General features: G+C 73.0%; 22 protein-coding genes and 1 tRNA gene. 13 read left to right on the top strand and 10 right to left on the bottom strand.

Annotated features, from left to right (window positions below; translation table 11 throughout):
• The first annotated feature begins 69 nt into the window (after positions 1–69).
• Genes bagA through CRP30_RS13010 form a run of 3 tightly spaced genes read left to right on the top strand, consistent with a single transcriptional unit; the run spans position 70 to position 4,597 of the window.
• Entirely contained in the window at positions 70–1,065 is a 996-nt protein-coding gene (bagA, locus tag CRP30_RS13020; protein ID WP_097184950.1) for an ATPase BagA, read from the top strand.
• On the top strand, positions 1,062–2,297 hold the full coding sequence (gene bagB / locus CRP30_RS13015; protein WP_235003370.1) for an ATPase BagB: 1,236 nt from the start codon (positions 1,062–1,064) through the stop codon (positions 2,295–2,297). The genes bagA and bagB overlap by 4 nt, the downstream gene beginning before the upstream one ends.
• Positions 2,298–2,338: 41 nt before the next feature.
• Complete coding sequence (locus CRP30_RS13010) at positions 2,339–4,597, top strand: transglycosylase domain-containing protein (protein ID WP_097184400.1); 2,259 nt, start codon at positions 2,339–2,341, stop codon at positions 4,595–4,597.
• Between the two features lie 58 nt (positions 4,598–4,655).
• Here CRP30_RS13010 and CRP30_RS13005 read toward each other — a convergent pair whose 3' ends face one another.
• The gene (locus CRP30_RS13005) at positions 4,656–5,108 is read right to left on the bottom strand and encodes a GatB/YqeY domain-containing protein (protein ID WP_097184399.1); all 453 of its coding nucleotides are present in this window, start codon (positions 5,106–5,108) and stop codon (positions 4,656–4,658) included.
• 53 nt (positions 5,109–5,161) lie between these two features.
• On the opposite strand from CRP30_RS13005, the gene CRP30_RS13000 reads away from it, so the two are divergent.
• From CRP30_RS13000 to CRP30_RS12980, 5 genes are all read left to right on the top strand, one after another.
• Positions 5,162–6,073, top strand: a complete 912-nt coding sequence (locus CRP30_RS13000) for a metallophosphoesterase (protein ID WP_097184398.1) — start codon at positions 5,162–5,164, stop codon at positions 6,071–6,073.
• 31 nt (positions 6,074–6,104) lie between these two features.
• A tRNA-Pro gene (locus CRP30_RS12995) sits at positions 6,105–6,181 on the top strand.
• 88 nt (positions 6,182–6,269) lie between these two features.
• On the top strand, positions 6,270–7,586 hold the full coding sequence (locus tag CRP30_RS12990; RefSeq protein WP_159961733.1) for a hemolysin family protein: 1,317 nt from the start codon (positions 6,270–6,272) through the stop codon (positions 7,584–7,586).
• Complete coding sequence (locus CRP30_RS12985; protein WP_097184396.1) at positions 7,583–8,686, top strand: hemolysin family protein; 1,104 nt, start codon at positions 7,583–7,585, stop codon at positions 8,684–8,686. The genes CRP30_RS12990 and CRP30_RS12985 overlap by 4 nt, the downstream gene beginning before the upstream one ends.
• A gap of 4 nt (positions 8,687–8,690) precedes the next feature.
• Positions 8,691–10,514, top strand: coding sequence for a S9 family peptidase (locus CRP30_RS12980; protein WP_097184395.1), 1,824 nt, complete (start codon positions 8,691–8,693; stop codon positions 10,512–10,514).
• A 103-nt stretch (positions 10,515–10,617) separates the two neighbouring features.
• Here CRP30_RS12980 and CRP30_RS12975 read toward each other — a convergent pair whose 3' ends face one another.
• Both CRP30_RS12975 and CRP30_RS12970 read right to left on the bottom strand, forming a co-directional pair.
• On the bottom strand, positions 10,618–11,661 hold the full coding sequence (locus tag CRP30_RS12975; protein ID WP_235003369.1) for an aspartate-semialdehyde dehydrogenase: 1,044 nt from the start codon (positions 11,659–11,661) through the stop codon (positions 10,618–10,620).
• A complete protein-coding gene (locus CRP30_RS12970; protein ID WP_097184393.1) occupies positions 11,658–12,923 on the bottom strand; it encodes an aspartate kinase in 1,266 nt (421 codons plus the stop codon). Before CRP30_RS12970 ends, CRP30_RS12975 begins: the two co-directional genes overlap by 4 nt.
• Before the next feature lie 74 nt (positions 12,924–12,997).
• Between CRP30_RS12970 and CRP30_RS12965 the strand changes: the two genes are divergently transcribed.
• The gene (locus CRP30_RS12965) at positions 12,998–14,590 is read left to right on the top strand and encodes a phospholipase D family protein (protein WP_200814735.1); all 1,593 of its coding nucleotides are present in this window, start codon (positions 12,998–13,000) and stop codon (positions 14,588–14,590) included.
• A 49-nt stretch (positions 14,591–14,639) separates the two neighbouring features.
• Here CRP30_RS12965 and CRP30_RS12960 read toward each other — a convergent pair whose 3' ends face one another.
• On the bottom strand, positions 14,640–15,299 hold the full coding sequence (locus tag CRP30_RS12960; RefSeq protein WP_097184391.1) for a hypothetical protein: 660 nt from the start codon (positions 15,297–15,299) through the stop codon (positions 14,640–14,642).
• A gap of 361 nt (positions 15,300–15,660) precedes the next feature.
• On the opposite strand from CRP30_RS12960, the gene CRP30_RS12955 reads away from it, so the two are divergent.
• The 4 genes from CRP30_RS12955 to CRP30_RS12940 all read left to right on the top strand — a co-directional run bounded on the left by CRP30_RS12955 (position 15,661) and on the right by CRP30_RS12940 (position 19,678).
• Positions 15,661–16,293 (top strand): helix-turn-helix domain-containing protein, encoded by a 633-nt coding sequence (locus CRP30_RS12955; protein WP_159961730.1) that lies wholly within the window; start codon positions 15,661–15,663, stop codon positions 16,291–16,293.
• A 172-nt stretch (positions 16,294–16,465) separates the two neighbouring features.
• The gene (leuA, locus tag CRP30_RS12950; RefSeq protein ID WP_235003368.1) at positions 16,466–18,214 is read left to right on the top strand and encodes a 2-isopropylmalate synthase; all 1,749 of its coding nucleotides are present in this window, start codon (positions 16,466–16,468) and stop codon (positions 18,212–18,214) included.
• A 52-nt stretch (positions 18,215–18,266) separates the two neighbouring features.
• A complete protein-coding gene (locus CRP30_RS12945) occupies positions 18,267–18,800 on the top strand; it encodes an RNA polymerase sigma factor (RefSeq protein WP_097184388.1) in 534 nt (177 codons plus the stop codon).
• Entirely contained in the window at positions 18,797–19,678 is an 882-nt protein-coding gene (locus CRP30_RS12940) for a VOC family protein (protein ID WP_097184387.1), read from the top strand. Before CRP30_RS12945 ends, CRP30_RS12940 begins: the two co-directional genes overlap by 4 nt.
• On the opposite strand, the gene mnhG is transcribed toward CRP30_RS12940, so the two are convergent.
• The 6 genes from mnhG to CRP30_RS12910 are packed head-to-tail and all read right to left on the bottom strand — an operon-like array spanning position 19,663 to position 26,212.
• Positions 19,663–20,130: a monovalent cation/H(+) antiporter subunit G gene (gene mnhG, locus CRP30_RS12935; RefSeq protein WP_097184386.1), complete on the bottom strand. Its 468-nt coding sequence runs from the start codon at positions 20,128–20,130 to the stop codon at positions 19,663–19,665. The genes CRP30_RS12940 and mnhG overlap by 16 nt on opposite strands.
• Positions 20,127–20,468: an MrpF/PhaF family protein gene (locus CRP30_RS12930; RefSeq protein WP_097184385.1), complete on the bottom strand. Its 342-nt coding sequence runs from the start codon at positions 20,466–20,468 to the stop codon at positions 20,127–20,129. Before CRP30_RS12930 ends, mnhG begins: the two co-directional genes overlap by 4 nt.
• The gene (locus CRP30_RS12925) at positions 20,465–21,058 is read right to left on the bottom strand and encodes a Na+/H+ antiporter subunit E (RefSeq protein WP_097184384.1); all 594 of its coding nucleotides are present in this window, start codon (positions 21,056–21,058) and stop codon (positions 20,465–20,467) included. Before CRP30_RS12925 ends, CRP30_RS12930 begins: the two co-directional genes overlap by 4 nt.
• The gene (locus CRP30_RS12920; RefSeq protein ID WP_200814734.1) at positions 21,055–22,794 is read right to left on the bottom strand and encodes a Na+/H+ antiporter subunit D; all 1,740 of its coding nucleotides are present in this window, start codon (positions 22,792–22,794) and stop codon (positions 21,055–21,057) included. Before CRP30_RS12920 ends, CRP30_RS12925 begins: the two co-directional genes overlap by 4 nt.
• Positions 22,791–23,330 (bottom strand): Na(+)/H(+) antiporter subunit C, encoded by a 540-nt coding sequence (locus CRP30_RS12915; RefSeq protein ID WP_097184383.1) that lies wholly within the window; start codon positions 23,328–23,330, stop codon positions 22,791–22,793. Before CRP30_RS12915 ends, CRP30_RS12920 begins: the two co-directional genes overlap by 4 nt.
• The gene (locus CRP30_RS12910; protein ID WP_097184382.1) at positions 23,327–26,212 is read right to left on the bottom strand and encodes a Na+/H+ antiporter subunit A; all 2,886 of its coding nucleotides are present in this window, start codon (positions 26,210–26,212) and stop codon (positions 23,327–23,329) included. The genes CRP30_RS12915 and CRP30_RS12910 overlap by 4 nt, the downstream gene beginning before the upstream one ends.
• Positions 26,213–26,325 lie beyond the last annotated feature (113 nt).

Genomic DNA, 26,325 nt, shown 5'->3' with positions numbered 1-26,325 from the left:
CGAGGCTCAGGCTGAGCTTGCGAGGTGTGAGGAGGACGGGGTCCTTACGCTGCTCCTAGGCTGGTGCAGGTGAGCCCCGACTCCTCCCCCGTGCGCCTGCACGTCGTCACCGGCAAGGGCGGGACCGGCAAGACCACCGTCGCCGCCGCGCTGGCCCTCGCCCTGGCCTCCGACGGCCGCACGGTGCTGCTGGTCGAGACGGAGGGCCGGCAAGGCGTCGCCCAGCTCTTCGACACGCCACCGCTCCCCTACGAGGAGCGTCGCGTGGCGGTCACCCGGGGCGGCGGCGAGGTCAAGGCGCTGGCGATCGACGTCGAGGAGGCGCTGCTGGACTACCTCGACATGTTCTACAACCTGCGCCGTGCCGGACGGGCGCTCCGCAAGATGGGCGCGATCGACTTCGCGACGTCGATCGCGCCGGGCCTCCGGGACGTCCTCATCACCGGCAAGGTCAAGGAGGCGGTGACCCGCCGCCACGACGGCCGGCCCGTCTACGACGCCGTCGTCGTCGACGCACCACCGACCGGCCGCATCACGCGGTTCCTCAACGTCACCAACGAGATGGGGCAGCTGGCCCGATCCGGTCCCATCAAGACCCAGAGCGACGGCGTGATGGCGGTGCTGCGCTCGCCACAGACGGCGGTGCACCTGGTCACCCTGCTCGAGGACATGCCGGTGCAGGAGACCGCCGACGCGATCGACGAGCTCACGAAGGCCGAGCTGCCGGTGGGCTCGGTGATCGTCAACATGGCCACCGAGCCGGTGCTCCCGGTCGAGGAGCTCACCCGTGCGGCGGAGGGCCGGCTCACCGGTGCGGACCTCGCGCCGGCGCTGGCCGCCGCCCACCTGACCGGCGGCCCGGAACTGGCGCAGGCGCTCGTGGCCGAGGTGACCGAGCACGCCCGGCGATGGGCCGGGCAGGACGCGCTGCGCGACGAGGTGGAGGCGCTCGGCCGGCCGACGATCGAGCTGCCCCTCCTGACCGGGCCGATGGACCTGGGCTCGCTGTTCGAGCTGGCCGCCCGTCTCGAGGACCACCTGCGCACCGAGGTGGCGGCCGCGTGAGCGCCGCCGCGCAGCCGGAGCGCCCGGCACGGGCCACCCGCCCGGCCCGCCCCGCACCCGTCGCGCCCGCGATGGACCTGCAGGCGCTGATCACCGACCCGGAGACGCGGATCGTCGTCTGCTGCGGCGCCGGTGGCGTCGGCAAGACGACGACGTCGGCCGCCCTGGCGCTGGCCGCCGCGGAAGCCGGCCGGACGGTCGTCGTCCTCACCATCGACCCCGCCCGGCGACTGGCCCAGTCGCTCGGGCTGGTGGAGCTGGACAACGAGCCGCGGCGGGTGGAAGTACCGGGTGCCGACGGCGAACTGCACGCGATGATGCTGGACATGAAGCGGACGTTCGACGACATCGTCACCGCTCATTCCACGCCCGAACGCGGCCAGGCGATCCTGGAGAACCCCTTCTACCAGACCCTGTCGTCCTCCTTCTCCGGGACGCAGGAGTACATGGCGATGGAGAAGCTGGGCCAGCTGCGGGCCAGCGACCAGTGGGACCTGATCATCGTCGACACCCCGCCGTCGCGGTCGGCGCTGGACTTCCTCGACGCCCCGAACCGCATGAGCCGGTTCCTCGACGGCACGATGATCCGGCTGCTCACCGCGCCCAGCCGGTCCGGCTTCAAGATCGCCAGCGCCGGCTTCATGTTCTTCAGCCGGATCATCAGCAAGATCCTGGGCGGGCAGCTGCTGCGCGACATCTCCGCCTTCGTGGCGGCGCTGGACACCATGTTCGGCGGCTTCCGCGAGCGCGCGACCGCGACCTACGAGCTCCTCCGCCGGCCGGGCACCTGGTTCGTCGTCGTCGCGACGCCGGAGCCCGACGCGCTGCGCGAGGCGTCCTACTTCGTCGACCGGCTCTCGGCGGAGGGCATGCCGCTGGCCGGCCTCGTCGTCAACCGCACCCACCCGCCGGCGACGACGGCGCTGTCGGCCACGCGGGCCGAGGGCGCGGCCGAGGAGGTCGCCGAGGCCGGTGGACCGGGGGCCGGCCTGGCCGCGGCGGCGCTGCGCGTGCACGCCGAGCGGATGCTCCTGGCCACCCGGGAGCAGCACCTCGCCGACCGGTTCACCAGCGCCCATCCGGAGGTCGCCGTGCGCACCGTGCCGGCCGCCGCGGGGGACGTCCACGACCTCGACGGACTGCGGGGCATGGCCGACGCCCTGACCGGCGCGGACGATGACACGCCGACGGGCACACCGCGCACGCGCGTCCTCCCCGCGCGCCGCGCCTGACCACGGCATCAGCGCCCGGGAGCCACGTACATTCGACGCCGATGTCGGAGAACGTGCAGTCCCGGTCCCGTGCCCTCGCGAAGCTCGTCGCGACGATCGTCGTCGCCGGTGCGCTGCTCGCCGGCCTCCTGTTCCCCTGGGTCGGGGGGACGGGTCTGGTCGCGCGCAACTCGGCGTCGCTGCTGGACGCCCTGCCGGTCGAGCTGACCGACAAGACGCCGGCCGGCAACAGCCAGGTCCTGGCCGCCGACGGATCGTTGATCACGTACCTGTACGAGAACAACCGCACGCCGGTGGCGCCCGATCAGATCTCGGAGATCATGAAGCGGGCGCTGGTCGACATCGAGGACTCGCGGTTCTACGAGCACAACGGCCTCGACGTGCAGGGCACCATGCGCGCCCTCGTCAAGAACGTGGCGGCCGGCTCGGTGCAGGAGGGTGGCTCGACCCTCACGCAGCAGCTGGTGAAGCAGACCCTGCTGCAGACGGCGACGACGCCCGAGGACCGGCAGGCGGCCACCGAGCAGAACGTCGGCCGCAAGCTGCGCGAGGCGCGGCTGGCGATGGCCCTGGAGGAGACCTTCTCGAAGGACGAGATCCTCACCCGCTACCTGAACATCGTGTACTTCGGGCAGGGCGCGTACGGCATCCAGGCCGCCGCGCAGAAGTACTTCAGCGTCAACGCGATCGACCTGACGCTCCCCCAGGCCGCCATGCTGGCCGGCCTCGTGCAGAGCCCCGCCAACGACGACCCGATCACCAACCCCGAGAACGCGCAGATCCGGCGCAACCAGGTGCTGCAGCGGATGGCCGACCTCGGGCACATCACCCCGCAGGAGCTCACCGACATCTCCGCCCAGCCGGTGGCCGTCACCCCGGGCGCGAACCCGCAGAACGGCTGCATCGACGCCACGACGGGCGGCTTCTTCTGCGCCTACGTCCTCAGCTACCTGACCGGCACCCTGGGCCTGAGCGAGAACGAGATCAAGAACGGCGGCTGGACGATCCAGACCACGCTGCGACCGGACATGCAGGCCGCCGGGGAACAGGCGGTCCTCAACACGCTCGCCATGGGCGACGAGCTGGTCGGCACCTACACCGCGGTCGAACCGGGCACCGGCCACGTGCTGGCCATGGCCAACAACCGCCGGTACGGCTGCGACGCCGAGTCGCAGGAGTGCGAGTCGGTCAACCTGAACGTCGTGCCGAGCCGCGGATCCGGGTCGACCTTCAAGGTGTTCACCGCCGCCGCAGCGCTCGAGCAGGGGTACGGCAAGGGCTACACCATCAGCACGTCCGACCCGTACACCTCGCGGGTCTACCGGGGCCCCTGCCAGGGGCGGAACAACGGCGGCATGTACTGCGTCCCGAACGCCGGCAGCGGCTACCCGGGCACGCTCGACATGGAGCGGGCCCTGTACATGTCGTCGAACACGTACTTCCTGGCGATGGAGGACGCGCTCGGCTCGGTCGAAGGACCGGTGCGCATGGCCGAGCGGATGGGCATGAAGTTCGACAACCCGGTCACGCAGACTCCCGCCGACCAGATCATCGAGGAGAACCGCGGGTCGTTCACCTTCGGCACCGACGCGGTCAGCCCCCTGGACCTGGCGAGCGCCTACTCGACGCTGGCCGCCAGCGGCACGCGGTGCGACCCCACCCCCGTGGTGCAGGTCCTCGACCGCGGGGGCCAGCCGGTGGTCGGCGACGACGGCCAGCCGGTGGTCAAGGGCGACAGCTGCACGGCGGAGGCCATTCCCGCAGGCGTGGCCAACACGCTGAACCAGATGCTGCGCAAGGACGTCGAGCCGGGCTACTCCGGCCAGACGGCGAGCCGGGCGTACATCCCCGGCCACGAGATCGCCGGCAAGACCGGAACGATCAACAACAACGCGTCCGTGGCGTTCGTCGGCTACACGCCCGAGTACTCGGCCAGCGTCCTGGTGTGGAACTCGGTCGAGGATCGCAGCGTCGGCGGCTTCGGTGGTGGGAAGGGCGCGACGATCTGGCACGACGCGATGGAGCCCGTCCTGAGCGGCCGGCCGACGGCGAGCTTCCCGCCCGAGGACCCCGCCGTCGCCGCGGGCACCCGGGGTTCCGGACGTCCGGCGCCGGCGCCGGACAACGGGCGGGGCGACGACCGGGACGACGAGCGGGACGAGCCCTCGGCGCCGAGTGACGGCCAGACCCCCGACGACACCGGCACGACGGAGCAGCCGGCGACGCCGGTGGACCCGCCCGTGCAGGAGGGGACCACCGAGGAGGACCCGTTCGGCGAGGGCTTCCCCTTCGACGACTGAGGAAGGGAAGCCTCCTCCTCACCGCTCGCAGGCTCGCGGCGAGCCCCTGGAGGAGGCCTCAGCCGAGCTGGCGGCGCACCTCCGCGGCGACCCGGCCGCCCTCGGCGCGGCCGGCGACGGCGCCCTGCACCGCGCCCATGACCCTGCCCATGTCCTTCATGCCCGACGCGCCGGTCCGGGTGACGACGTCGGCGACGATCGCGGCCAGGTCGGCGTCCTCCAGCTGCGCCGGCAGATAGTCCGCCAGCACGCCCCCCTCGGCCTCCTCGCGCTCGGCCTGCTCGGCGCGGCCGGCGCCGGCGAACGCCTCGGCGGCCTCACGGCGCTTCTTCGCCTCGCGCCGCAGCACGCCCATCACCTCGTCGTCGGAGAGCTCGCGGGCCTCCTTGCCCGACACCTCCTCGGAGGTGACGGCGGTCAGCACCATGCGGAGCGTCGCCGTCCGCAGCTCGTCGCGCGCCTTCATCGCGGTGGTCAGGTCCTCGCGCAGGCGGTTCTTCAGGTCAGCCACCGCACCAGCCTGGCACGGTGCGCGCACGGACCGCGCACGTAGGCTCTCCGACCGTGCGCTGGTACACCGCCCTCCCCGCCGCCGCCGTCGCGTCCGGCGCGGCGGCCACCGCCTACGCCGGGCTGTACGAGCGCACGCGGTGGACGCTCCGCCGCTTCGACGTCCCGGTGCTGGCCCCGGGGTCCGCGCCGCTGAGGATCCTGCAGATCTCCGACCTGCACATGACGGCCCACCAGCGGTCCAAGCAGGAGTGGGTCGCCGGGCTCGCGGACCTCGAGCCCGACGTCGTGATCAACACCGGGGACAACCTGGCCGGTTTCGACGCCGTGCCGGGCACGTTGGAGGCGCTGGACCCGCTGATGGACCGGCCGGGCGCGTTCGTCCTGGCCAGCAACGACTACTACGCCCCCCGTCCGAAGAACCCGCTGAAGTACTTCTGGCCCGACCACAAGCGGGTGCACGGGACCGAGCTGCCGTGGCGCGACCTCCGCGACGGGATGCTGGCCCGTGGGTGGCTGGACCTCACCAACGCGGCCGGCGAGCTCACCGTCGGCGGACGGCGGATCGCCTTCGCGGGCGTCGACGACTCCCACCTGAAGCGCGACCGGTACGACCTGGTCGCGGGGCCGGCCGATGCCACCGCTGACGTCCGGATCGGGCTGGCGCACTCACCCGAGCCACGGGTCCTGGACCGCTTCGCCGCCGACGGGTACGACCTGCTGCTCTGCGGGCACACCCACGGCGGCCAGTTGCGGGTGCCGTTCTACGGCGCCCTCGTCACCAACTGCGGCATCGACCGCGATCGCGTCCGGTGGCTGCACCGCTGGGCGGAGCCGACGGCGGAGCACCCGTCCGGTACCTGGCTGCACATCTCGGCGGGCCTGGGCACCAGCCCCTACGCACCCCTGCGCTTCGCCTGCCCGCCGGAGGCGACGCTGCTCACCCTCACCCCCCGGGACGCCTGAGATGAGACCCCGCTAGACTCGTCCACGGCCTCGGGGTGTGGCGCAGCTTGGTAGCGCGCGTCGTTCGGGACGACGAGGCCGCAGGTTCAAATCCTGTCACCCCGACCACCGGCTCAGGGGCCGCCACATGGCGGCCCCTGAGTCGTTCCCGTCTCGTTCCGGTTGGGCGTGGTCCGCAGCGGGCACCGAGTGGGCGATGACCGAATGGCTGCTCCTGCTCGCCGCCGTGGTGCTGACAGCCTTCACCGGCTTCTTCGTCGCCGCCGAGTTCTCCTTGACCACCGTCGACCGCGGCCGGGCCGAGGAGGCCGCTGCCGACGGCGACGCCCGCGGCCGGGCCGTCGTCCGCGCCCTGCAGACCCTGTCCACCCAGCTGTCGGCCGCCCAGCTCGGGATCACGCTGACCACGCTGGTGGTGGGCTACCTCGCCGAGCCGGCGATCGGCGGGCTGCTGCGCGGGCCGCTGGAGGCGCTGGGGCTGCCACAGGCGACCGCGATGGGCATCTCCATCGGCCTGGCGATCGCCCTCGCCACCACGTTGCAGATGCTGCTCGGGGAGCTGGGTCCCAAGAACCTGGCCATCGCCAACCCGATGGCCGTCGCCGCCTTCGTCGCGCCCGGGATGCGTGCCTTCACGCGGGTCTTCGGCTGGTTGGTGGGCGCGCTCCAGGGCCTGGCGAACTGGATCGTGCGCCGGCTCGGCTTCGAGCCCCGCGAGGAACTGGACACCGCCCGCGGCGCCGACGAGCTGGCCGCGGTGGCCCGCCGGTCGGCCGAGGAGGGGGACCTCTCCCCCGTGGCGGCGCGCCTGCTGCAGCGCTCGCTCCGGCTGGGCAGCAAGTACGCCACCGACGTCATGACCCCGCGCACCCGGTTGTGGACCCTGCGGGCCAGCGCCACCGCCGCCGAGGTGATCGAGGCCGCCGTCATGTCCGGCAACTCCCGCTTCCCCGTGTACGGCTCCGACCTCGACGAGGTCACGGGCATCGTCCACGTCAAGCACGCCGTCGCGGTCCCCGAGGCCGATCGCGGGCGACGCACCGCCGGAGAGCTCTCCTCGCCGGTGCTCGCCGTGCCGTCGTCGCTGCAGCTGGAGCGGCTGCTGGACCTGCTGCGCGACCAGGGACTGCAGATGGCGCTGGTCGTCGACGAGTGGGGCGCCACCCACGGGATCGTCACGCTCGAGGACATCGTCGAGGAGCTGGTCGGGGAGATCGCCGACGAGACCGACCGCCCGCTGCGCACCCTGCGCCGGCTCGACGACGACACCTGGCTGCTGTCGGGCCTGCTGCGGCCGGACGAGGTGCTCGAGCGCACCGGCGTACCCATCCCCGAGGGCAGGTACGAGACGGTCGCCGGGTTCCTCGCCGAGCAGCTGCAGAAGCTGCCCGAGTCCGGCGACACGGTCGAGCTCGACGGCGTGACGCTCACCGTCGAGACGGTCGAGGGCCGCCGTGTCGCCCGCGTCCGCGCCGACGTCACCTCCGCCGAGCGCGTGGAGCTGGCAGCGTGACCGTCGTCAGCCTCCTCGTCCTGGTGGCCCTGCTCCTGGGCAACGCGTTCTTCGTCGCCGCCGAGTTCGCCCTGGTCTCCACCCGCGCCGACCAGATCGAGCCGCGCGCCGAGGCCGGCTCGGCGCGGGCCGTGAAGACCCTGGCCGCCATCCGCAACGTCAGCGAGATGATGGCCGGCGCGCAGCTGGGCATCACCCTCTGCTCGCTGGGCCTGGGCGCCGTCGGCGAACCGGCGATCGCCCACCTCATCGAGGTGCCGCTCGAGGCGGCGCACCTGCCCGAGGGCCTGCTGCACCCGATCTCCCTCACGATCGCCCTCGCGCTGGTGACCGTGCTGCACATGGTCCTGGGCGAGATGGTGCCCAAGAACATCACCCTGGCCGGCCCGGACCGCGCCGCCCTGGCCCTCGGCCCCCCGCTCGCGGCGCTCGTGCGCGTGCTGCGGCCCTTCATCTGGTTCTTCAACACCCTGGCCAACGCATTCGTCCGGCTGTTCGGGGTGCAGCCCACCGACGAGGTGGCGGCGAGCTTCGACGAGACGGAGATCCGGTCGATGGTCACCCAGTCACGCCGCGAAGGCCGGCTGGGCGACGAGGTGGGCGAGCTGGTCGCCGGCGCGCTCACCTTCGAGCAGCACGACATCGACGCCGTGCTGCTGCCGATGGACGAGGTGATCTGCGTGCCGCGCAGCACCACCCCGCGGCAGTTGGAGGCGGCCGTGGCGGAGTACGGGTTCAGCCGCTACCCGGTCGGCGGGAGCCAGGGAGAGCTGCTGGGGTTCGTGCACGTCAAGGACGTGCTCGACGCCGGTCGCGACGCCCGGGACGAGCCGATCGCCGCCGAGCACATCACGCCGTTCGTCGAGCTGCGGGCCGACGAGGACCTCCCCGACGTGCTCGCCGCCATGCGCAGGGCGGGAACCCACATGGGGAGGGTCGACCAAGGTGGCCGCACCCGGGGGATCGTCGCCCTGGAGGACGTGCTGGAGCGGCTCATCGGCGACGTGCGCGACGCGGCCGCCGAGCGACGGCGGGTGGACGAGGACGACGACGCGGACCGGGGCACCACGGTGGCCGGAGCGGGCGCCGGGGGAAGATAGGGCGGTGACCGCCCTTTCTTCTCCTGGCGCCGCCCAGCAGCCCGCTCTCCCGCCCGAGGTCACCGCCCGCTGGCAGGCCCGCTTCCGCGCGCCGCGGGTGTCCCTGCCCGACTGGGCGCTCGATGCGCCGCAGCGGAACGTCTACTCCTCCGACCTCAGCGGCGTCGTGGAGCAGTACGCCTGGGACCGGGACACCGGCGAGCACCGGAAGATCACCGACCGGCCGAACGGCACGCTGATCGCGACGCTGAGCCCGGACGGCGAGACGATCTGGTGGTTCGCCGACACCGACGGCGACGAGTTCGGCGTGTGGATGACCCAGCCGTTCGGCGGCGGTCCCGACGCGGTCGCCGTCGACGAGGTGGAGCCGGCCTACCCCGCCGGGCTGGAGGTCGGCCGCACGCTGGTGGCGATCGGGCGGTCCACGGACGACGGCAGCGAGCTGTGGCTGGCGCCCGCCGACGGCTCGCCGCGGGTGATCTACCGGCACGCCGACCCGGCGTCGGTGGACGCGCTCACGCGGGACGACGCGCTGCTGGTGGTCTCGCACTCCGAGCACGGCGACCCGCGCTACCCCGCGCTGAGGGTCCTGCGGACGGCCGACACCACCGAGGACTCCCCCGCGGTCGTCGCGGAGAAGTGGGACGGCGAGGGCCGCGGCCTGCACGCGCTGGAGTTCGGTCCGCTGCCCGACGACCGGCGCCTGCTGGTGGGGCACGAACGTCGCGGCCGCGAGGAGCTGCTCATCTGGGATGTCGAGGCCGACACCGAGACCGAGATCGTCCTCGACCTGCCCGGTGACGTGACGGCGGGCTTCTACCCGGACGGCTCGGCGCTGCTGGTCGGGCACGACCACGCCGCCCGGAGCGAGATCTACCGCTACGACCTGGCCACCGGGGCACTGGAGAAGCTGGAGACCCCGCCGGGTGTCGTGCGCGGAGCCACCGCCCGCCCGGACGGCACCGTGGAGCTGGCCTGGTCGTCGGCCGAGCTGCCCCCGGTGATCCGCCGCGCCGACGGTCCCGTCGTCCTGGCGGTCGCCGACGAGGAGCCGCCCGCCGCCTACCCGGTCGAGGACCGGTGGGTGCCCGGCCCGGGTGGCGACATCCACGCCCTCGTCGTCCGTCCCGAGGGCCCGCCGCCGTACGCGACGGCGTTCCTCGTCCACGGCGGTCCCGAGGCCGCCGACGACGACTCCTACCGCGCCCGCCGCGCGGCCTACGTGGACGCCGGGTACGCCGTCGTGCACGTGAACTACCGCGGGTCCACCGGCTACGGGTCGGTGTGGCGGGACGCGCTCACCGGCCGGCCCGGGCTCACCGAGCTCGAGGACGTCGCCGCCGTCTACGACGCCCTGCTGGCCGAGGGGTTCCTCGACCGCGAGCGGGCGCTGCTGACCGGCGGCTCGTGGGGCGGTTTCCTGACGCTGCTCGGTCTCGGGACGCAGCCGGAGCGGTGGGCGGCGGGTATCGCCGAGGTGCCGGTCGCCGACTACCTGGCCGCCTACGAGGACGAGATGGAGGGCCTCCGGGCCTACGACCGCGCGCTGTTCGGCGGGTCACCGGAGGAGGTGCGCGACGTGTACGTGCGCTCTTCCCCGATCACCTACGTGGACGCCGTCGCCGCGCCGGTGCTCGTGGTCGCGGGCGCGAACGACCCGCGCTGCCCGATCCGGCAGATCGACAACTACCTGGGTCGCCTGGAGGAGCTCGGCAAGGAGCACGAGGTCTACCGGTTCGACGCCGGGCACGGATCGCTGGTCATCGAGGAGACCATCCGCCAGGTCGAGGTCGCGCTCGCGTTCGCCCTGAAGCACGTGAAGCCGTAGGCCGGTGAGACCCGGCGCGGGGCCCGGAGGGCTCCCGCCGGGTATCACTGAGCGGCTCAACGCAGCAGGGGGACGGCTCCTGGCCGCGGTGTGACCCGGAGGGTCACAGTGTCGTAGCGATCAGCTCGGCGATCTGGACGGTGTTGAGCGCGGCGCCCTTGCGGAGGTTGTCGTTGCTGACGAACAGCACCAGGCCGCGGCCGCCGTCGACGCTCTGGTCCTGGCGGATCCGGCCGACGTAGCTCGGGTCGCGGCCGGCCGCGTGCAGCGGGGTCGGGACGTCGGAGAGCTCGACACCGGGAGCGGCCGACAGCAGCTCGGTGGCCCGCTCGACGCTGATCGGGCGCTCGAACTCGACGTTCAACGAGAGCGAGTGACCGGTGAAGACCGGCACGCGCACGCAGGTGCCCGAGACCCGCAGATCGGGGATGCCGAGGATCTTGCGGCTCTCGTTGCGGAGCTTCTGCTCCTCGTCGGTCTCGAACGAGCCGTCGTCGACGACCGAGCCGGCCATCGGCAGCACGTTGAACGCGATCGGCGCGACGTACTTCACCGGGTCGGGGAAGGTCACCGCGGTGCCGTCGTAGGCCAGCTCGTCGGCCTTGTCGACGACGGCCTTCGCCTGGGAGTGCAGCTCCTGCACGCCGGCGATCCCGGAGCCCGAGACCGCCTGGTAGGTGCTGGCGACGATGCGGACCAGGCCGGCCTCGTCGTGCAGCGGCTTGAGCACCGGCATCGCGGCCATGGTGGTGCAGTTCGGGTTGGCGATGATCCGGCCGGAGGCCTTCGCGATGTCGCCGGGGTTCACCTCGCTGCAGACCAGCGGGATCTCCGGGTCACGCCGGAACGCCGAGCTGTTGTCGATCACCGTGACCCCGGCCGCGGCGTAGCGGGGGGCCTGCGCGCGCGACGTGGTGGCGCCGGCGGAGAACAGCGCCACGTCCAGCCCGGTCGGGTCGGCGGTGGCGGCGTCCTCGACCGTGATCTCGCCGTCCCCCCAGGGCAGGGTGGTCCCGGCGGAGCGGGCGGAGGCGAAGAAGCGGATCGACGCGATCGGGAGGTCCCGCTCGGCGAGGATCGAGCGCATCGCCGCGCCGACCTGGCCGGTCGCGCCGACGATCCCGATGTGCAGGGGGCGCATGCTCATCGTCCGGTCCCTCCGTAGACCACTGCCTCGACGTCGGAGCCGAGGTCGAAGGCGTCGTGCACCGCGCGGACGGCGATGTCGACGTCGGTGTCGCGGCAGACCACGGAGATGCGGATCTCCGAGGTGCTGATCAGCTCGAGGTTCACGCCGGCGTCGGCCAGCGCGCCGAAGAACTTGGCGGAGACGCCCGGGTGCGAGCGCATGCCCGCGCCGACGAGCGACACCTTGCCGATGTGCTGGTCGAACTCCACCTCGGTGTAGCCGACCGTGTGCTTGACCTTCTCCAGCGCCGCGATGGCCGTGGGGCCGTCGCTCTTGGGCAGCGTGAAGGAGATGTCGGCGAGCTTGCTGGCTCCGGCCGACACGTTCTGCACGATCATGTCGATGTTGATCTCGGCGTCGGCCAGGACCCGGAACAGCTGCGCGGCCTCGCCCGGCCGGTCGGGCACCCCGTAGACGGTGATCTTGCCTTCGGAGCGGTCGTGCGCGACGCCCGTGATGATCGCCTGTTCCACCGGGAGGTCCTCCATCGAGCCGGACACGATCGTGCCGGGAAGGTGTGAGTAGGAGCTGCGGACGTGCACGGGGATGCCGTAGCGGCGGGCGTACTCGACGCACCGCAGCATGAGCACCTTGGCCCCCGAGGCGGCCAGCTCGAGCATCTCCTCGTAGGTGATGGTGTCCAGCCGCTTGGCGTTCGGGACGATCCGCGGGTCGGCGGTGAAGACGCCGTCCACGTCGGTGTAGATCTCGCAGACGTCCGCGCGCAGGGCCGCGGCGACGGCGACGGCGGTGGTGTCGGAGCCACCGCGGCCGAGGGTGGTGATGTCCTTGGTGTCCTGGCTGACGCCCTGGAACCCGGCGACGATGACGATCGAGCCCTCGTCCAGCGCGGAGCGCAGCCGACCCGGGGTGACGTCGATGATGCGGGCCTTGCCGTGGCTGCCGGTGGTGATGACGCCGGCCTGCGACCCGGTGAACGACCGCGCCTCGTAGCCGTGGGTGGAGATGGCGATGGCGAGCAGCGCCATCGAGATCCGCTCCCCCGCGGTGAGCAGCATGTCGAGCTCGCGACCGGGCGGGTCGTCGGTGATCTGACCGGCCAGGTCGAGCAGTTCGTCGGTGCTGTCGCCCATCGCGGAGACGACCACGACGACGTCGTCACCGTTCTTCTTCGCGCTGACGATCCGCTCGGCGACACGCTTCATGTGCTCTGCGGAGGCGACGGAGGAACCGCCGTACTTCTGGACGACGAGGGCCACGGCTCCCAAGGCTACCGATGTGCACCGGCGCACCGTTTGTTGCGCCCCCGCCACCAGCGCGTTGTGATCATCCGGTGGACGAACCGGAGCAGTGGCTGCTGACCGCCGAGGAGCGCGGCAACCCCCATACCGCGGTGCCCGGGTGGACGGCGGGGAACCTCGCCGAGCCCCTGCTGCACGGGGTCGCCTACTTCGACCGGCTGGTCGACGAGGTGCGCTCGCTGAACGCGGGAGACCACCTGTTCTTCACCGACTGGCGCGGCGACCCCGACGAGAAGCTGCGCGAGGACGGGCCCACGGTGGCCGAGCTGTTCACCGAGGCCGTGCAGCGCGGGGTCTGCGTCCGCGGGCTGGTCTGGCGCTCCCACATGCAGGCCGTGCAGATGAACAAGGAGTCGAACCGCTCGCTGGACCGGGAGATCGAGCACGGCGGCGGAGAGGTGATCCTCGACCAGCGGATCCGCCGGATGGGCAGCCACCACCAGAAGATGGTGGTGCTGCGGCACGACGAGGACCCGTCGAAGGACATCGCCTTCGTCGGCGGGATCGACCTCTGCTACTCCCGCCGGGATGACGCCGAGCACCTAGGTGACCCGCAGGCGCTGCCGATGGCCGCCGCGTACGGGCGGAACCCGCCGTGGCACGACGTGCAGCTGCAGATCCGGGGGCCGGCCGTGCACGTGCTCGACACGGTGTTCCGGGAGCGCTGGGACGACCCCAACAGCCCGGACGCGGACCATCCGCTGGCCTGGATCCACGACAAGCTGCACGACGCCCGGTTGCACGCCGACCCCCTGCCGCCCCAGCTGCCGCCACCGCCGGAGTGCGGACCGCACTTCGTGCAGAACCTGCGGACCTATCCCGCGATCCGGCCGCCCTACGACTTCGCTCCGGACGGCGAGCGGTCGGTCGCGCGGGGCTACACCAAGGCGATCAAGCGTGCCCGGCGGCTGATCTACCTCGAGGACCAGTACATGTGGTCGGCCGAGGTGGCCCGCCTGTTCGCCGAGGCGCTGGCCGACCACCCGGAGCTGCACCTGGTCGTCGTCGTGCCCCGGGTGCCCGACCAGGACGGTGCGTTCGCGGAGCGGCCGCAGTACGTGGGCCGCTGGCAGGCGATCGAGATGTGCCGGAAGGCGGGGGAAGGGCGGGTGCACGTCTTCGACGTCGAGAACCACGCCGGGACGCCGGTCTACGTGCACGCCAAGGTCTGCGTCGCCGACGACATGTGGGCCAGCGTCGGCAGCGACAACTTCAACCGGCGCTCCTGGACCCACGACAGCGAGCTGTCCAGCACCGTCCTGGACAGCACCCGGGACGAGCGCGAGCCGCGGGACCCTGCGGGCACCGGCGAGGGTGCCCGGACCTTCGCGCGCGACCTGCGCCTGGCCCTGGCGCGCGAGCACCTGGACCTCGCCGCCGACGGGAGCGAGGACGACCTCGTCCTCGACCCCGGACGCTTCGTCGAGACCCTGGTCGAGCGGGCGGCCGCCCTCGACGCATGGCACGCCGGCGGTCGGCAGGGGCCCCGCCCACCGGGTCGGCTGCGCGAGCACCACGCCGAGCGACTGCCCTGGTACACCCGCCTCTGGGCGACCCCGGTCTACCGCCTGCTCGACGACCCCGACGGCCGGCCGCTGCGGCTCCGGCTGAAGAAGGACTTCTGATCCTCGCGCCGGGCCCGTGCGAGGTCCCGGCCCCCAGCTCGGGCCCCGATCACGCGTCCAGCAGGAGGGAGACCCCGTACGCCAGCGGGACCAGACCCGCGGCCACGGCGCAGTACAGCGCAGGCGCGAGCACGGCCCGCCGTCCGGACGTCACCCCGCGACGGGTGCGCCGCACCGACAACCACGTCAGAGTGCCCAGGCCGACGAGGGCCCAGCCACCGATCCAGGAGTCGGCCGCCCGGTAGAGGCCGTCGTACCCGCCGTCCAGGAGGAGCCGGTAGTCCTCGGCCAGGTAGCCCGTGCGGCCGTCGTCGGACACGAACACCTCCGCGGGGCCGCCGCGGACCGGCACCGCGAACCAGCCCTCCTCATCCCGGACGACCGCACTCGAGTCGTAACTGCGCAGCTCGACCGTGGCCGTGCCCGCCGGCGACCGGTAGGTCGCGACCTGCTCCTCCACCACGTAGCCGGTGCGGGTGCTCCCGACCCGCTGCCGGATCTCGAGGACCGGGTAGGCCTCGGCGTCGCTGCTCTCGATCCGCTGCGCCCTGGCCGTGTCGCGAGCGTCGATGAACTGGATCGGGACGACGAACACCCCCATCAGCACGGCGAGGAAGGCCGCGACGATCCAGGTGCCACGGAGCAGTCGCTCCGACCGCGTCGGCCCGTCGGGTTCCTGGCGGCGCCCCCCGGCCGGTCTGCCTGTCATACCGCCGTACCCCTCGTCGCCCAGTGCCCGGGAGGATTGTGCAGGCGGACGTCGGCGGCACGGGCACGGCACCTGCACCCCGCACCCGTGACCCGCACCGCCCCCCGCACCGCACCCCGCACCCCGCACCCCGCACCGCACCCGCACCCGTGACCCCCCGCCGGTGCAGGCGCGCACCTGAGGGGGTGCCGGGAACCTCGGGCTCTGAGTCCCCGGCGACTCAGAGCACGAGGTTCCGGGAGACGCCCCCGAGCCTCGGTCCGACGGTGCGGTGCGGTGCGGTGTGCCCACAGGAGCTGGGTCCGTCCACCGATCGCCGTCCCGACGTCCTGGGCGTCCCGCGCACCGCAGCATCTGCTGCGTGACGTTCGACCTCGCCGGCGCGCTCCGTCGCATCCGACGTCTGGCCGACCTGTCGCAGCGGGAGCTGGCCCGGGCGTGCGGGATCTCGCAGTCGGCGATCGCCCGCGCCGAGCGGAACGCGTCCGACCTTCCCACCGGCGCCCTCGTCCGGGCGGCGGCTCAGGCGGGCCTGACCGTCGCCCTCGTCGACGGAGAAGGTCAGGAGGTGGCGCCGATGTCGTCGCAGGCCGTCCGGGACAGGGCGGACCGCCGGTTTCCCGCCCATCTCGACACCCGGTACAGCGACCAGGGCTGGTGGCACGACGACCACCACTACGGCCGCGCCCGCCCCTGGTACACGTTCGACCGCGACCGACGGCTGCGGGACGCGGTCCGGCGTCGGGTCGGCACTCCCGAGGACCACCAGCTCCCGCAGCCCGGCGACTCACCGGAGGAACGGGCGGCCGAACGGGCGGCGGTGCGACGGCGCCGGCGGGACGAGGACCGCGAGCGCCGTTGCCTCGCCGGGGAGTCCCGACGGCTGCCCGAGTTCTTCGAGTGCCACTGCCTGAGCGGGTGCGACGACCTCGAGGACTGGAGCGGGCGGCCGGTCCACGCCGAGGGCTGCCCGTGTTCGTGCGACGTCGGCTGACCCGCTGCTACCGTGGGCACGTGCGCGGCAGCCTCCTGCTTATGAGCCGCGGCGAGGCCCTCTCCTAGGTCGGCCCCCTCGCCGCGGTGACCTGCCGTGATCGAGTGCGTTCCCGGCGCCTGCTGACCGCCCCACCGGAGCTGAGTCCAGCCCGCGCCAGAGGAGCCACACCGTGACCGCCGCACACCGCCACTCCGCCCATCCCCATGCACGCAATCCGCAGCAGCCCTCGCGGATGCCGATCCACCGCTACACCCCGTTCACGCCCGTCGCCCTGCCCGACCGCACGTGGCCGGAGAAGACCACCACGGTCGCCCCGCGGTGGTGCGCCGTCGACCTGCGCGACGGCAACCAGGCCCTGATCGACCCCATGACGCCCGACCGCAAGCGTCGGATGTTCGAGCTCCTGGTCCGGATGGGCTACAAGGAGATCGAGGTCGGCTTCCCCGCCGCGAGCCAGACCGACTTCGACTTCGTCCGCCAGCTCATCGAGGACGACCTGGTCCCCGACGACGTCACCATCCAGGTGCTGACCCAGGCCCGCGACGAGCTGATCGAGCGCACCTTCGAGTCCCTGCGCGGCGCGAAGCAGGCGATCGTCCACCTCTACAACTCCACCAGCACCCTGCAGCGCCGGGTCGTCTTCGGCTCCGACCGCGCCGGGATCATCGACATCGCCGTCCACGGCGCGGAGCTGGTGCGCAAGCTGGCCGAGCAGATGGGCGACACGGAGATCTACTTCGAGTACTCCCCCGAGTCCTTCACCGGGACCGAGCTCGACTTCGCCGTCGAGATCTGCAACGCCGTCACCGACGTCTGGGAGCCCACCCCCGAACGGCCGACCATCCTCAACCTGCCGGCGACCGTCGAGATGGCCGAGCCGACCGTCTACGCCGACCAGATCGAGTGGATGCACCGCAACCTGGGCCGCCGCGACTCCGTCGTCCTGAGCCTGCACCCGCACAACGACCGGGGCACCGCCGTCGCCGCCGCGGAGCTCGGCTACCGCGCCGGTGCCGACCGCATCGAGGGCTGTCTGTTCGGCAACGGCGAGCGCACCGGCAACGTCGACCTGGTGACCCTCGGCCTGAACCTGTTCAGCCAGGGCATCGACCCGCAGATCGACTTCTCCGACATCGACGAGATCCGCCGCACCGTCGAGTACTGCAACCAGCTCGGCGTCCACGAGCGCCACCCGTACGGGGGCGACCTCGTCTACACCGCCTTCTCCGGCTCCCACCAGGACGCCATCAACAAGGGCTTCACCGCACTCGCCGCCGACGCGGCGGCAGCCGGCACCACCGTCGACCAGGTGCAGTGGGCCGTCCCGTACCTGCCGATCGACCCCAAGGACGTCGGCCGCAGCTACGAGGCCGTCATCCGGGTGAACAGCCAGTCCGGCAAGGGCGGCGTCGCCTACATCATGAAGACCGAGAACCAGCTGGACCTCCCCCGCCGGCTGCAGATCGAGTTCAGCGCCGTCATCCAGCGGCACACCGACGACGAGGGCGGCGAGGTCACCGCCCAGCAGATGTGGGCGGCGTTCAGCAACGAGTACCTGCCCGACCCCGAGGCGCCGTGGGGCCGCTTCTCGCTCGCCGGCCACCGGCACACCGCGCACGGCGACACCGTCGACGAGATGACCGTCGAGCTCGTCGACGACGGCGTCCCGGTTACGGTCGAGGGGCGCGGCAACGGACCCATCGCCGCGTTCGTCGACGCCCTGAGGAGCCTCGACGTCGACGTCCGCGTCCTGGACTACGCCGAGCACGCCCTCTCCGCCGGCGGGGACGCCAAGGCCGCCGCCTACGTCGAGTGCGCCGTCGGCGAGCGCGTCCTGTGGGGTGTGGGCATCGACCCGAACATCGTCAGCGCCTCCCTGCGCGCGGTCGTCTCGGCGGTGAACCGGGCGCAGCGGTAGGAATTCTGCCGTCAGGGCGTCGGAGGAACCGGCTCCCGGACGACGGAGGGACATGAGCAGCCCGGGATCGCGCGCGGTGGGGCCACCGCCCGATCCCGGGCTGCTGTCGCTCTACGACCGGGCGCTCCCCGAGGTCTACGGCTACCTGCTGGCCCGCTGCGGCCAGCGCGCCCTGGCCGAGGACCTCACCGCGGAGACGTTCCTCGCCGCCGTCCGCGCGGAGAACGACGGCGGCAGCACGACCGTCCCCTGGCTGATCGGCACCGCGCGGCACAAGCTCGTCGACCACTGGCGCCGGCTCGAGCGCGAGGAGCGGGGCCTGCGGCTGCTCGACGGCGGTGCCGACCGCAGCGAGGACCCCTGGGACGACGAACTCGACACGCTGCGGGCGCAGCAGGTCCTCGCGGAGCTCTCCCCCGCGCACCGGGCCGCCCTCACCCTGCGGTACCTCGACGACCTCCCCGTGCCACAGGTCGCGGCACACCTCGGCCGCACCCTCCACGCCACCGAGGCCCTGCTCGTCCGCGCCCGCACCGCGTTCCGCCGTCACTACGAGTCCACCGAGCAGCCGGGAGGTGCCCCGTGACCGATCCCGAGCGGCCGTTCCGGTCGCTGGCCCGCCCCTCGACCCCGGTGGACCCCGACCCCGCGTTCGCCGCCGCCCTGCGTGACCGGCTCAGCCGCGAACTGCTCCAGCAGCGTCCCACCATCACCGCAGCCCCGAGGAGGACGACCATGTCCGCGATCACCCCCTATCTCGTCGTCCGCGACGCCCGCGCCGCGATCAGCTGGTACGCCGAGGCCTTCGGGGCCCACACCGTCGGCGACCCCTACCTGGACGGCGACCGCGTCGGCCACGCGGAGCTGGAGATCGCCGGCGCCACCCTCTACCTCGCCGACGAGTACCCGGAGTACGGCCTCCGGGGGCCCGGGGACGCGAAGCCGCCGGTCTCCCTCCACCTCTCGGTGCCCGACGTCGACGCCGTCATGAGCCGGGCCGAGAGCGCGGGAGCGACGATCGAACGGCCCGCCACCGACGAGCCCTACGGCCGCGGTGGCCGGCTCATCGACCCCTACGGCCACCGCTGGATGGTCCAGTCGGTCACCGGGACGGCCGCACCGGCGCCGAGGCCCGGCGATCCCGTCTACCTCACCCTCAACGTCCCCGACGGCCGGCGGGCGCTGGACTTCTACGGCGCGGTCCTCGGCTGGACCGCCGTGCCCGGACGGGTGCCCGACGGCTGGCAGGTCGAGGGACCCTCACCGATGGTCGGCATCGGCGGCGGCAGCAGCGAGCCTGGCACCGTCCCCATGTACGCCGTCGACGACATCGAGGTCGCGGTCGCCGCCGTCCTGACCGCCGGCGGGAACGCCGGTGAGATCGAGCGGCAATCCTACGGGCTGGGCGCGCTCTGCCGGGACGACCAGGGACTGCCGTTCTGGCTCGGTCAGCTCGGCGGCTGAGCGGTCCTGCCGTCGGCCCGGTCCTCGCGGCGGCTCTGCAGGAGCGCCTCGGCCGGCTGCTCGGGCGGCGCGTCCGCCGGCTCGTCGCCGCGGTAGACGCTGTCGCGCACCTCGCCGCCGGTGTGCAGCTCGTCCACGAGCAGCCGGTCCCGCCGCACGTGCCGTCGGCGGTAGGCCACCCGGCTGATCATGTGCGCGCTCACCGGCGCGGTCAGCATCTGGAACGCGGCGACCAGGAGCAGCATCCAGGTGGCCGACCAGCCCTGCAGCCGGATCGCCGCGCCGACCATGATCGCCAGCACACCCAGCACCTGCGGCTTGGTGCCGGCGTGCATCCGGGTGAGGACGTCCGGGAACCGCACCAGGCCGAGCCCCGCGGTGAGGCACAGGAACGCTCCCAGCAGCAGCAGGACGACGGCCACCACGTCGCCGATGCCCTCCACGGCGCTCATCGGTCGCCCTCCGCTGCCCGGGCGGCCTTCTCCTCGGCCGCCTCCGGCAGCCCGACGTCCTGACCGTCACCGGTGGAGGCCACCAGCATGCCGCCGATGTACCGGGCCACCGACACCGAGCCGACGAATGCCAGCAGGGAGACCACCACCAGCACCGGGACGACGGTCGGGTCGCGCTGCAGCCCCGCGTGGACGGCCAGTCCGGCCGCGATGATCACCAGCAGCGTGTCCGTGGCCACCACCCGGTCGAGCAGCGACGGACCCGTGCCGAGGCGGACCAGGGCGAGGAGGGCGCCGATCCCGAGCATCCCGTAGGCGAACCAGAAGACGACGGTCACGGCGTCCTCCGCCCCGTCCCGGCGGGGCTCTCCCCCGGCGCCGCGTCCAGCGCCGCGATCTCGTCCGGCGAGCCGAAGGCCCGGACCACGCGTTCCTCCTCGGCGAGCACCGCGGCGCGCTGGCGCTCGACGTCGGACTCGTCCTGCACGTGCAGGACGTGCAGCGCGATGACCTGCCGCTCCCGGTCGAGCTCGATGACCATCGACCCGGGCACGAGCGTCAGCGACTCGGTGAGGATGGTCAGCAGCAGGTCCGAGTCCGTACGCAGCTGCACGGTGATGATCGCGCTCCGGTCGATCCCCCGCGGGCGGACGGTCTGCCACGCCACCAGCGCTCCGGAGCTCACCAGGTCGACGAGGAAATGGCCCAGGAACCGCAGCAGGGGCAGCGGACGCACCCGGGCACCGCCGACCACCGGGGGCAGTGGCAGCAGCAGCGTGACGGCGAGGGCGACCAGCATGCCGCTCAGCAGGTTGGCCCACGACCAGGTGCCCCAGAGCAGGTTCCAGACCAGCACGAGCCAGACCAGCAGCGGCAGCTGGTGCCGCAGCTGGTGCCCGAACCCGGGGGTCGCCGCGCCGCCCGTCACGGGACCTCCTCCCCGCCGAAGACCGTCGAGACGTACGGGGTGCGGTCCAGCAGGTCGTCCGCCGCCCGCTGGGCCACCCCGTACAGCGGCCCCGCCAGCGCGGTGAGCCCCACGGTCACCGCGACCATGACCGCGGTGGACCCGACCATCACGCGGGGCAGGGGCCGCAGCGGACGCTCCCGCTCGGCCTCCTCTCCGAGGCCGTCCGTGACCGGCGACGTGGCCGTGGCGACGGCCGTGTGCCGCTCCCACGCCGCCCGTCGGGCGTCCGCGCGGCCGTCCCCGGCGGTGACCGCCGGCTCCGGCTCTCCGGCCGCTTCCTGCTGCTGACCCGGGGTCGGCTCCGGGCCGGGCGACAGGTCGGGGCCCGCGTCGGCCGCGGCGGCCTCGGACGTGTCGTCGGCGGGCGACTGCGCCGGTGGCCGCCAGAACGCGCGGCTCCAGACCCGGGAGATCGCCAGCAGCGTGAGCAGACTCGTGAGCGCGCCGCCGGCCACCAGCACGAGGGGCAGCCAGCCGCCGTCGGCCACGCCGGCCTCCAGGAGTCCCAGCTTTCCGATGAACCCGGAGAAGGGCGGGATGCCGGCGAGGTTCATCGCGGGGACGAAGTACAGGATCGCCAGCAGCGGGGACGCCGTCGCCAGGCCGCCGAGCCGGTCGACGCCGGTCGAGCCGCCCTGCCGTTCCACCAGGCCGGCCACCAGGAACAGCGTCGTCTGGATGGCGATGTGGTGGACCACGTAGAAGATGGCGCCCGCCAGCCCGGCGGAGGAGGCCAGGGCGATGCCGAACACCATGTAGCCGATGTGGCTCACCAGCGTGAAGCTCAGGATGCGGCGGATGTCGGTCTGGGCGACCGCGCCGAGGATCCCGACGACCATGGTCGCCAGCGCCGCCCACATCAGCACCTGGTCGAGCGCGCCGCCGGGGAACAGCAGGGTCTGGGTGCGGATGACGGCGTACACGCCGACCTTGGTCAGCAGCCCGGCGAACACCGCGGTGACCGGCGCGGGGGCGGTGGGGTAGCTGTCGGGCAGCCACGCCGACAGCGGGAACACCGCCGCCTTGATGCAGAAGGCGATCAGCAGCATCGACTGCAGCAGCAGCTGGGTGCCGTCGGGGAGCTCCGCGAGCCGGCCGGCCAGCTGCGCCATGTTCACCGTGCCCGTGGCCGCGTAGACGAGGCCGATGGCGGCGAGGAAGAGCAGCGAGCTCAGCAGGCTGACGACGATGTAGGTGATGCCGGCGCGGATGCGGGGCGCCGACCCGCCGAGCGTCAGCAGCACGTAGCTGGCCGTCAGCAGGATCTCGAAGCCGACGTAGAGGTTGAAGAGGTCGCCGGCCAGGAAGGCGTTCGCGACGCCCGCGATGAGGACCAGGAACGTGGGGTGGAAGATCGAGATCGGCGTCTCCTCGTCGCCGTCGGCGGCGCCCTGGCCCACGGCGAACACCAGGACCCCGAGCGCGACGGTCGCGGCGACCACGAGCATCAGCGCCGACAGCCGGTCGACGACCAGCACGATGCCGAGCGGCACCGGCCAGCCACCGACGGAGACCGCGGCCGCGCCGTCGGCGTCGGCGAGCAGCAGCAGCGCGACGGACACCGCGAGCACCGCGGCGAGCACCAGGACGCTCAGCGTGCGCTGCACCCGCGGGTGGCGGCCGCCGACCAGCAGGGCCGCTGCCGCCCCGAGCAGCGGCAGCAGCACCGGGAGCGGCGTCAGGACGCGGATCACCGGCGGCTCCCCTGCGTCGGGGGGAGGTCGACGTCGTCGGACGGGATGCCCGCGTACCGGGCGGCCAGCTTGCGCTCGATGTCCCCGTCGCTGTCGCCGTCGGCCGCGAAGGTGTCGGCGTGCATGGCCGGGCGGTCCTCGGGGGCGAGGTCGTCCGGATCGATGTCGTCGGCGTCGGTGTCCGACCGGCGGGCCACCCGGCGGTCCTCCTCGTCCACCTCGATCACCTCCTGACGCACCAACCGCCAGGAGCGGTAGATGATCGCGAGGAGGAACGCCGCGATCCCGAAGGTGATGACGATCGCGGTGAGGATGAGGGCCTGGGGCAGCGGATCGCTCATCTCGTCCGGCTCGGCGTAGCCCAGGATCGGCGCCAGCCCCGGCGGCCCGCCCGCGGACAGCAGCAGCAGGTTCGTCGCGTTGCCGAGCAGCAGGAAGCCGAGCAGCACACGGGTGAGGCTGCGGTCCAGCAGCAGGTACACCCCGGCGGCGTAGAGGCCACCGATGATCACCGGCAGGACGATCGTGGGGGTCATCGGACGATCACCTCTCCGCGCGCGGCGTCGATCGGGTCGTCCTCGTCCACCTGGCGGTCCAGCTCGGCGCCGAGGCTCCGCAGGATGTCGAGCACGAGCCCCACCACGATCAGGTAGACGCCGATGTCGAAGAACAGCGAGGTGACCAGCTTGACGTCGCCGAGCACCGGCAGGGTGGTCTGCAGGATCGCCGTCTGGAGGACGTCCGCACCCAGCAGCAGCCCGGCGACGCCGGTCCCCCCGGCGAAGAGCAGGCCGGCCCCGAGCAGGAGCCCGGGGTCGACGGGGGCGGCCTCGCCCAGCTCGTAGCGGCCACCGGCCAGGTAGCGCAGCACCAGCGCCAGGCCCGCGACCAGGCCACCGGCGAACCCGCCGCCCGGCTCGTTGTGCCCGCTGAAGAGCAGGAACAGCGAGAAGACCAGGATGGTGTGGAACAGGATCCTGGTGATCACCTCGAGGATCACCGACCGCCGCTCGGGGGCCAGCGCCGCGGAGGCGGCCAGCCACTGCCCGCGGGGTGCGCGGCGGGACGTGCGCTCCTGCCGGGCCAGCTCCACCGGGTCCAGCCGCTCGACGGCGCCGGTCCGCCTGCGCAGGAACACCAGGCTGGCCACACCGGTCGCAGCCACGACGACCAGGGAGATCTCGCCGAGCGTGTCCCAGGCCCGGATGTCGACGAGCGTCACGTTGACGACGTTCTGGCCACCACCGAAGTCGTAGGCGGCCTCCGGGTAGTCCACCGAGACCGGGGTGGCGGTGCGCACGCTCATGGCCACCGCGCCGGCGGCGGCCATCAGCGTCCCGACGGCGACGGCGATGACCCCGCGCACGGCGCGCTCGCGGGGCCGGTGCCGCTCGGCGATGTCCTTCGGCAGCTTGCGCAGCACCAGCACGAAGACGACCAGGGTGAGCGTCTCGACGAGGAACTGGGTGAGGGCGAGGTCCGGGGCGCCCTGCAGCGCGAAGAGCACCGCGAGCGCGTAGCCGGTGACCCCCACGACGAGGACTGCCGAGAGCCGCTGGCGGATGCGCAGCGCGAGAGCGGCGGCGATGAGCGCGACCGCGCCGACCAGGGCCTGGATGGGGGTGTCCCACGCCCGCCACTCCCCCGGCCACGGGGCCCGGAACAGCAGCACCGCCCCCGGCAGGGCGAGCACGACGACGAGGATCGTACCGAGGTAGGCCGGCAGCGAGCCGCGCTGCGTCGTCCCGGTGACGAGGACCGCCAGCCGATCGAGCGCCTGCAGCGTGTTCCAGTAGCCCTCGTCCGCCGACGCGCCCACCGCCAGCCGCCGCTGGGTGCGGAAGACCGTGCGGCGGACGGCGAACAGGAGCGCGCCGCCGAGGACGGTGAGCAGCGACAGCAGCAGCGCCGGCTGGAGCCCGTGCCACAACGCGAGCTGCTCGGCCTCCGGCGCGAGGAGCGGCAGCCCGTCGGCGTAGGACGCGACCAGCGGCTCCAGGACGGGGCTGAAGGGCCCGGCGAGGAGGCCGGCGACGGCGAGGACCGCGGGCGCGGCCAGGAAGAGCGCGCCGGGCGGGTGGATCAGCTCGGCCGGTTCGGTCGGCGCGAGGCCGGGTTTGCGCGCGAAGGCTCCCCACAGGAACCGCGCGGTGTAGGCGGCGGTGATCACCGACCCCAGAACCAGGCCGGCCAGCTCCGCCGCGGCGACGGTCCGGTCGGGCAGGCCGCCGTCCAGGAGCGCGGTGAACGCCGCCTCCTTGCCGACGAAGCCCAGCAGCGGCGGCAGACCGGCCATCGAGGCGGCAGCCAGCGTGCCGATGACGGCCAGCACCGGGAGCCGGCGGCCCAGGCCGGACAGCGTGCGCAGGTCGCGGACCCCCGTCGCGTGGTCGATCACCCCGACGGTGAGGAACAGCGTGGACTTGAACAACGCGTGCGCCAGCGTCATCGCCAGCCCGGCGGCGGCCAGCTCCCGGCTCCCGCCGCCGACCAGCACCATGAGGAAACCGAGCTGACTCACCGTGCCGAAGGCCAGCAGCAGTTTGAGGTCGTTCTGCCGCAGCGCGCGGTACCCGCCCACCAGCATGGTGGCCAGCCCGAGGACCAGCAGGACCGGGCGCCAGCCCGGCACGTCGGCGAAGCCGGGAGCCAGCCGCGCCACCAGGTAGATGCCGGCCTTCACCATCGCCGCGGCGTGCAGGTACGCGCTGACCGGGGTGGGCGCTTCCATGGCGGCGGGCAGCCAGAAGTGGAACGGGATCATCGCCGACTTGGTCACGGCTCCGGCGAGGACGAGCATCGTGCCCGCGACCAGGAGCGGGCCGCTGCCCGGCTCGGCGACGACCTCCGACAGCAGGTAGCTCCCGCTGGTCTCGCCCAGCATGATCAGCCCGATCAGCATGGCCAGCCCGCCCGCGGTGGTGAGGATCAGCGCCTGGCTGGCGGCGCGACGGGCGGCGAGCTTGGTCCCCGACCCACCGATGAGCAGGTAGGAGAAGACGGTGGTGAGCTCCCAGAAGACGTAGAGCAGCAGCAGGTCGTCGGCGAGGACCAGGCCGAGCATGGAGCCGGCGAACGCGGTGAGGGTGCCGGCGAAGCGGCCGGTCCCCTCGTCGCCGGGCTCGAAGTAGCGGGCGCAGTAGAGGAGCACGAGCGCGCCGACGCCGGTGACCAGCAGCGCGAAGGTCAGCGAGAGGGCGTCCAGCCGCAGGGCGACGTCGAGATCGAGGGCGGGGACCCACGGGATCGTCTCGGTGACCTCGCCGCCGTCGGTGACCGCGGCCAGGCGGGTCAGCGCCCAGCCGAAGCCCGCCGCGGGCACCGCCGCCAGCAGCACGAAGGCGTTCCGGCCCCACCACCGCACGAGGACGGGCGCCAGGACGGCGGCCACCACGTGGAGGAGCAGGACAGCGAGCACGGGTCTCCGGGAGTCTCGAGGGGCTCGGGGACGACCACAGACGTCGGACGGACACCAGCGGCGGTGCCGCCAGGTTACCGGCCCCGCGTCATCGCCCGCCGGGCGTCACAAGC

It is taken from the genome of Blastococcus haudaquaticus, assembly GCF_900230285.1.
Lineage (GTDB): Bacteria > Actinomycetota > Actinomycetes > Mycobacteriales > Geodermatophilaceae > Blastococcus_B > Blastococcus_B haudaquaticus.
The sequence above is the reverse complement of the archived record's forward strand: the minus strand, read 5'-3'. Positions and strand labels throughout refer to the sequence as shown.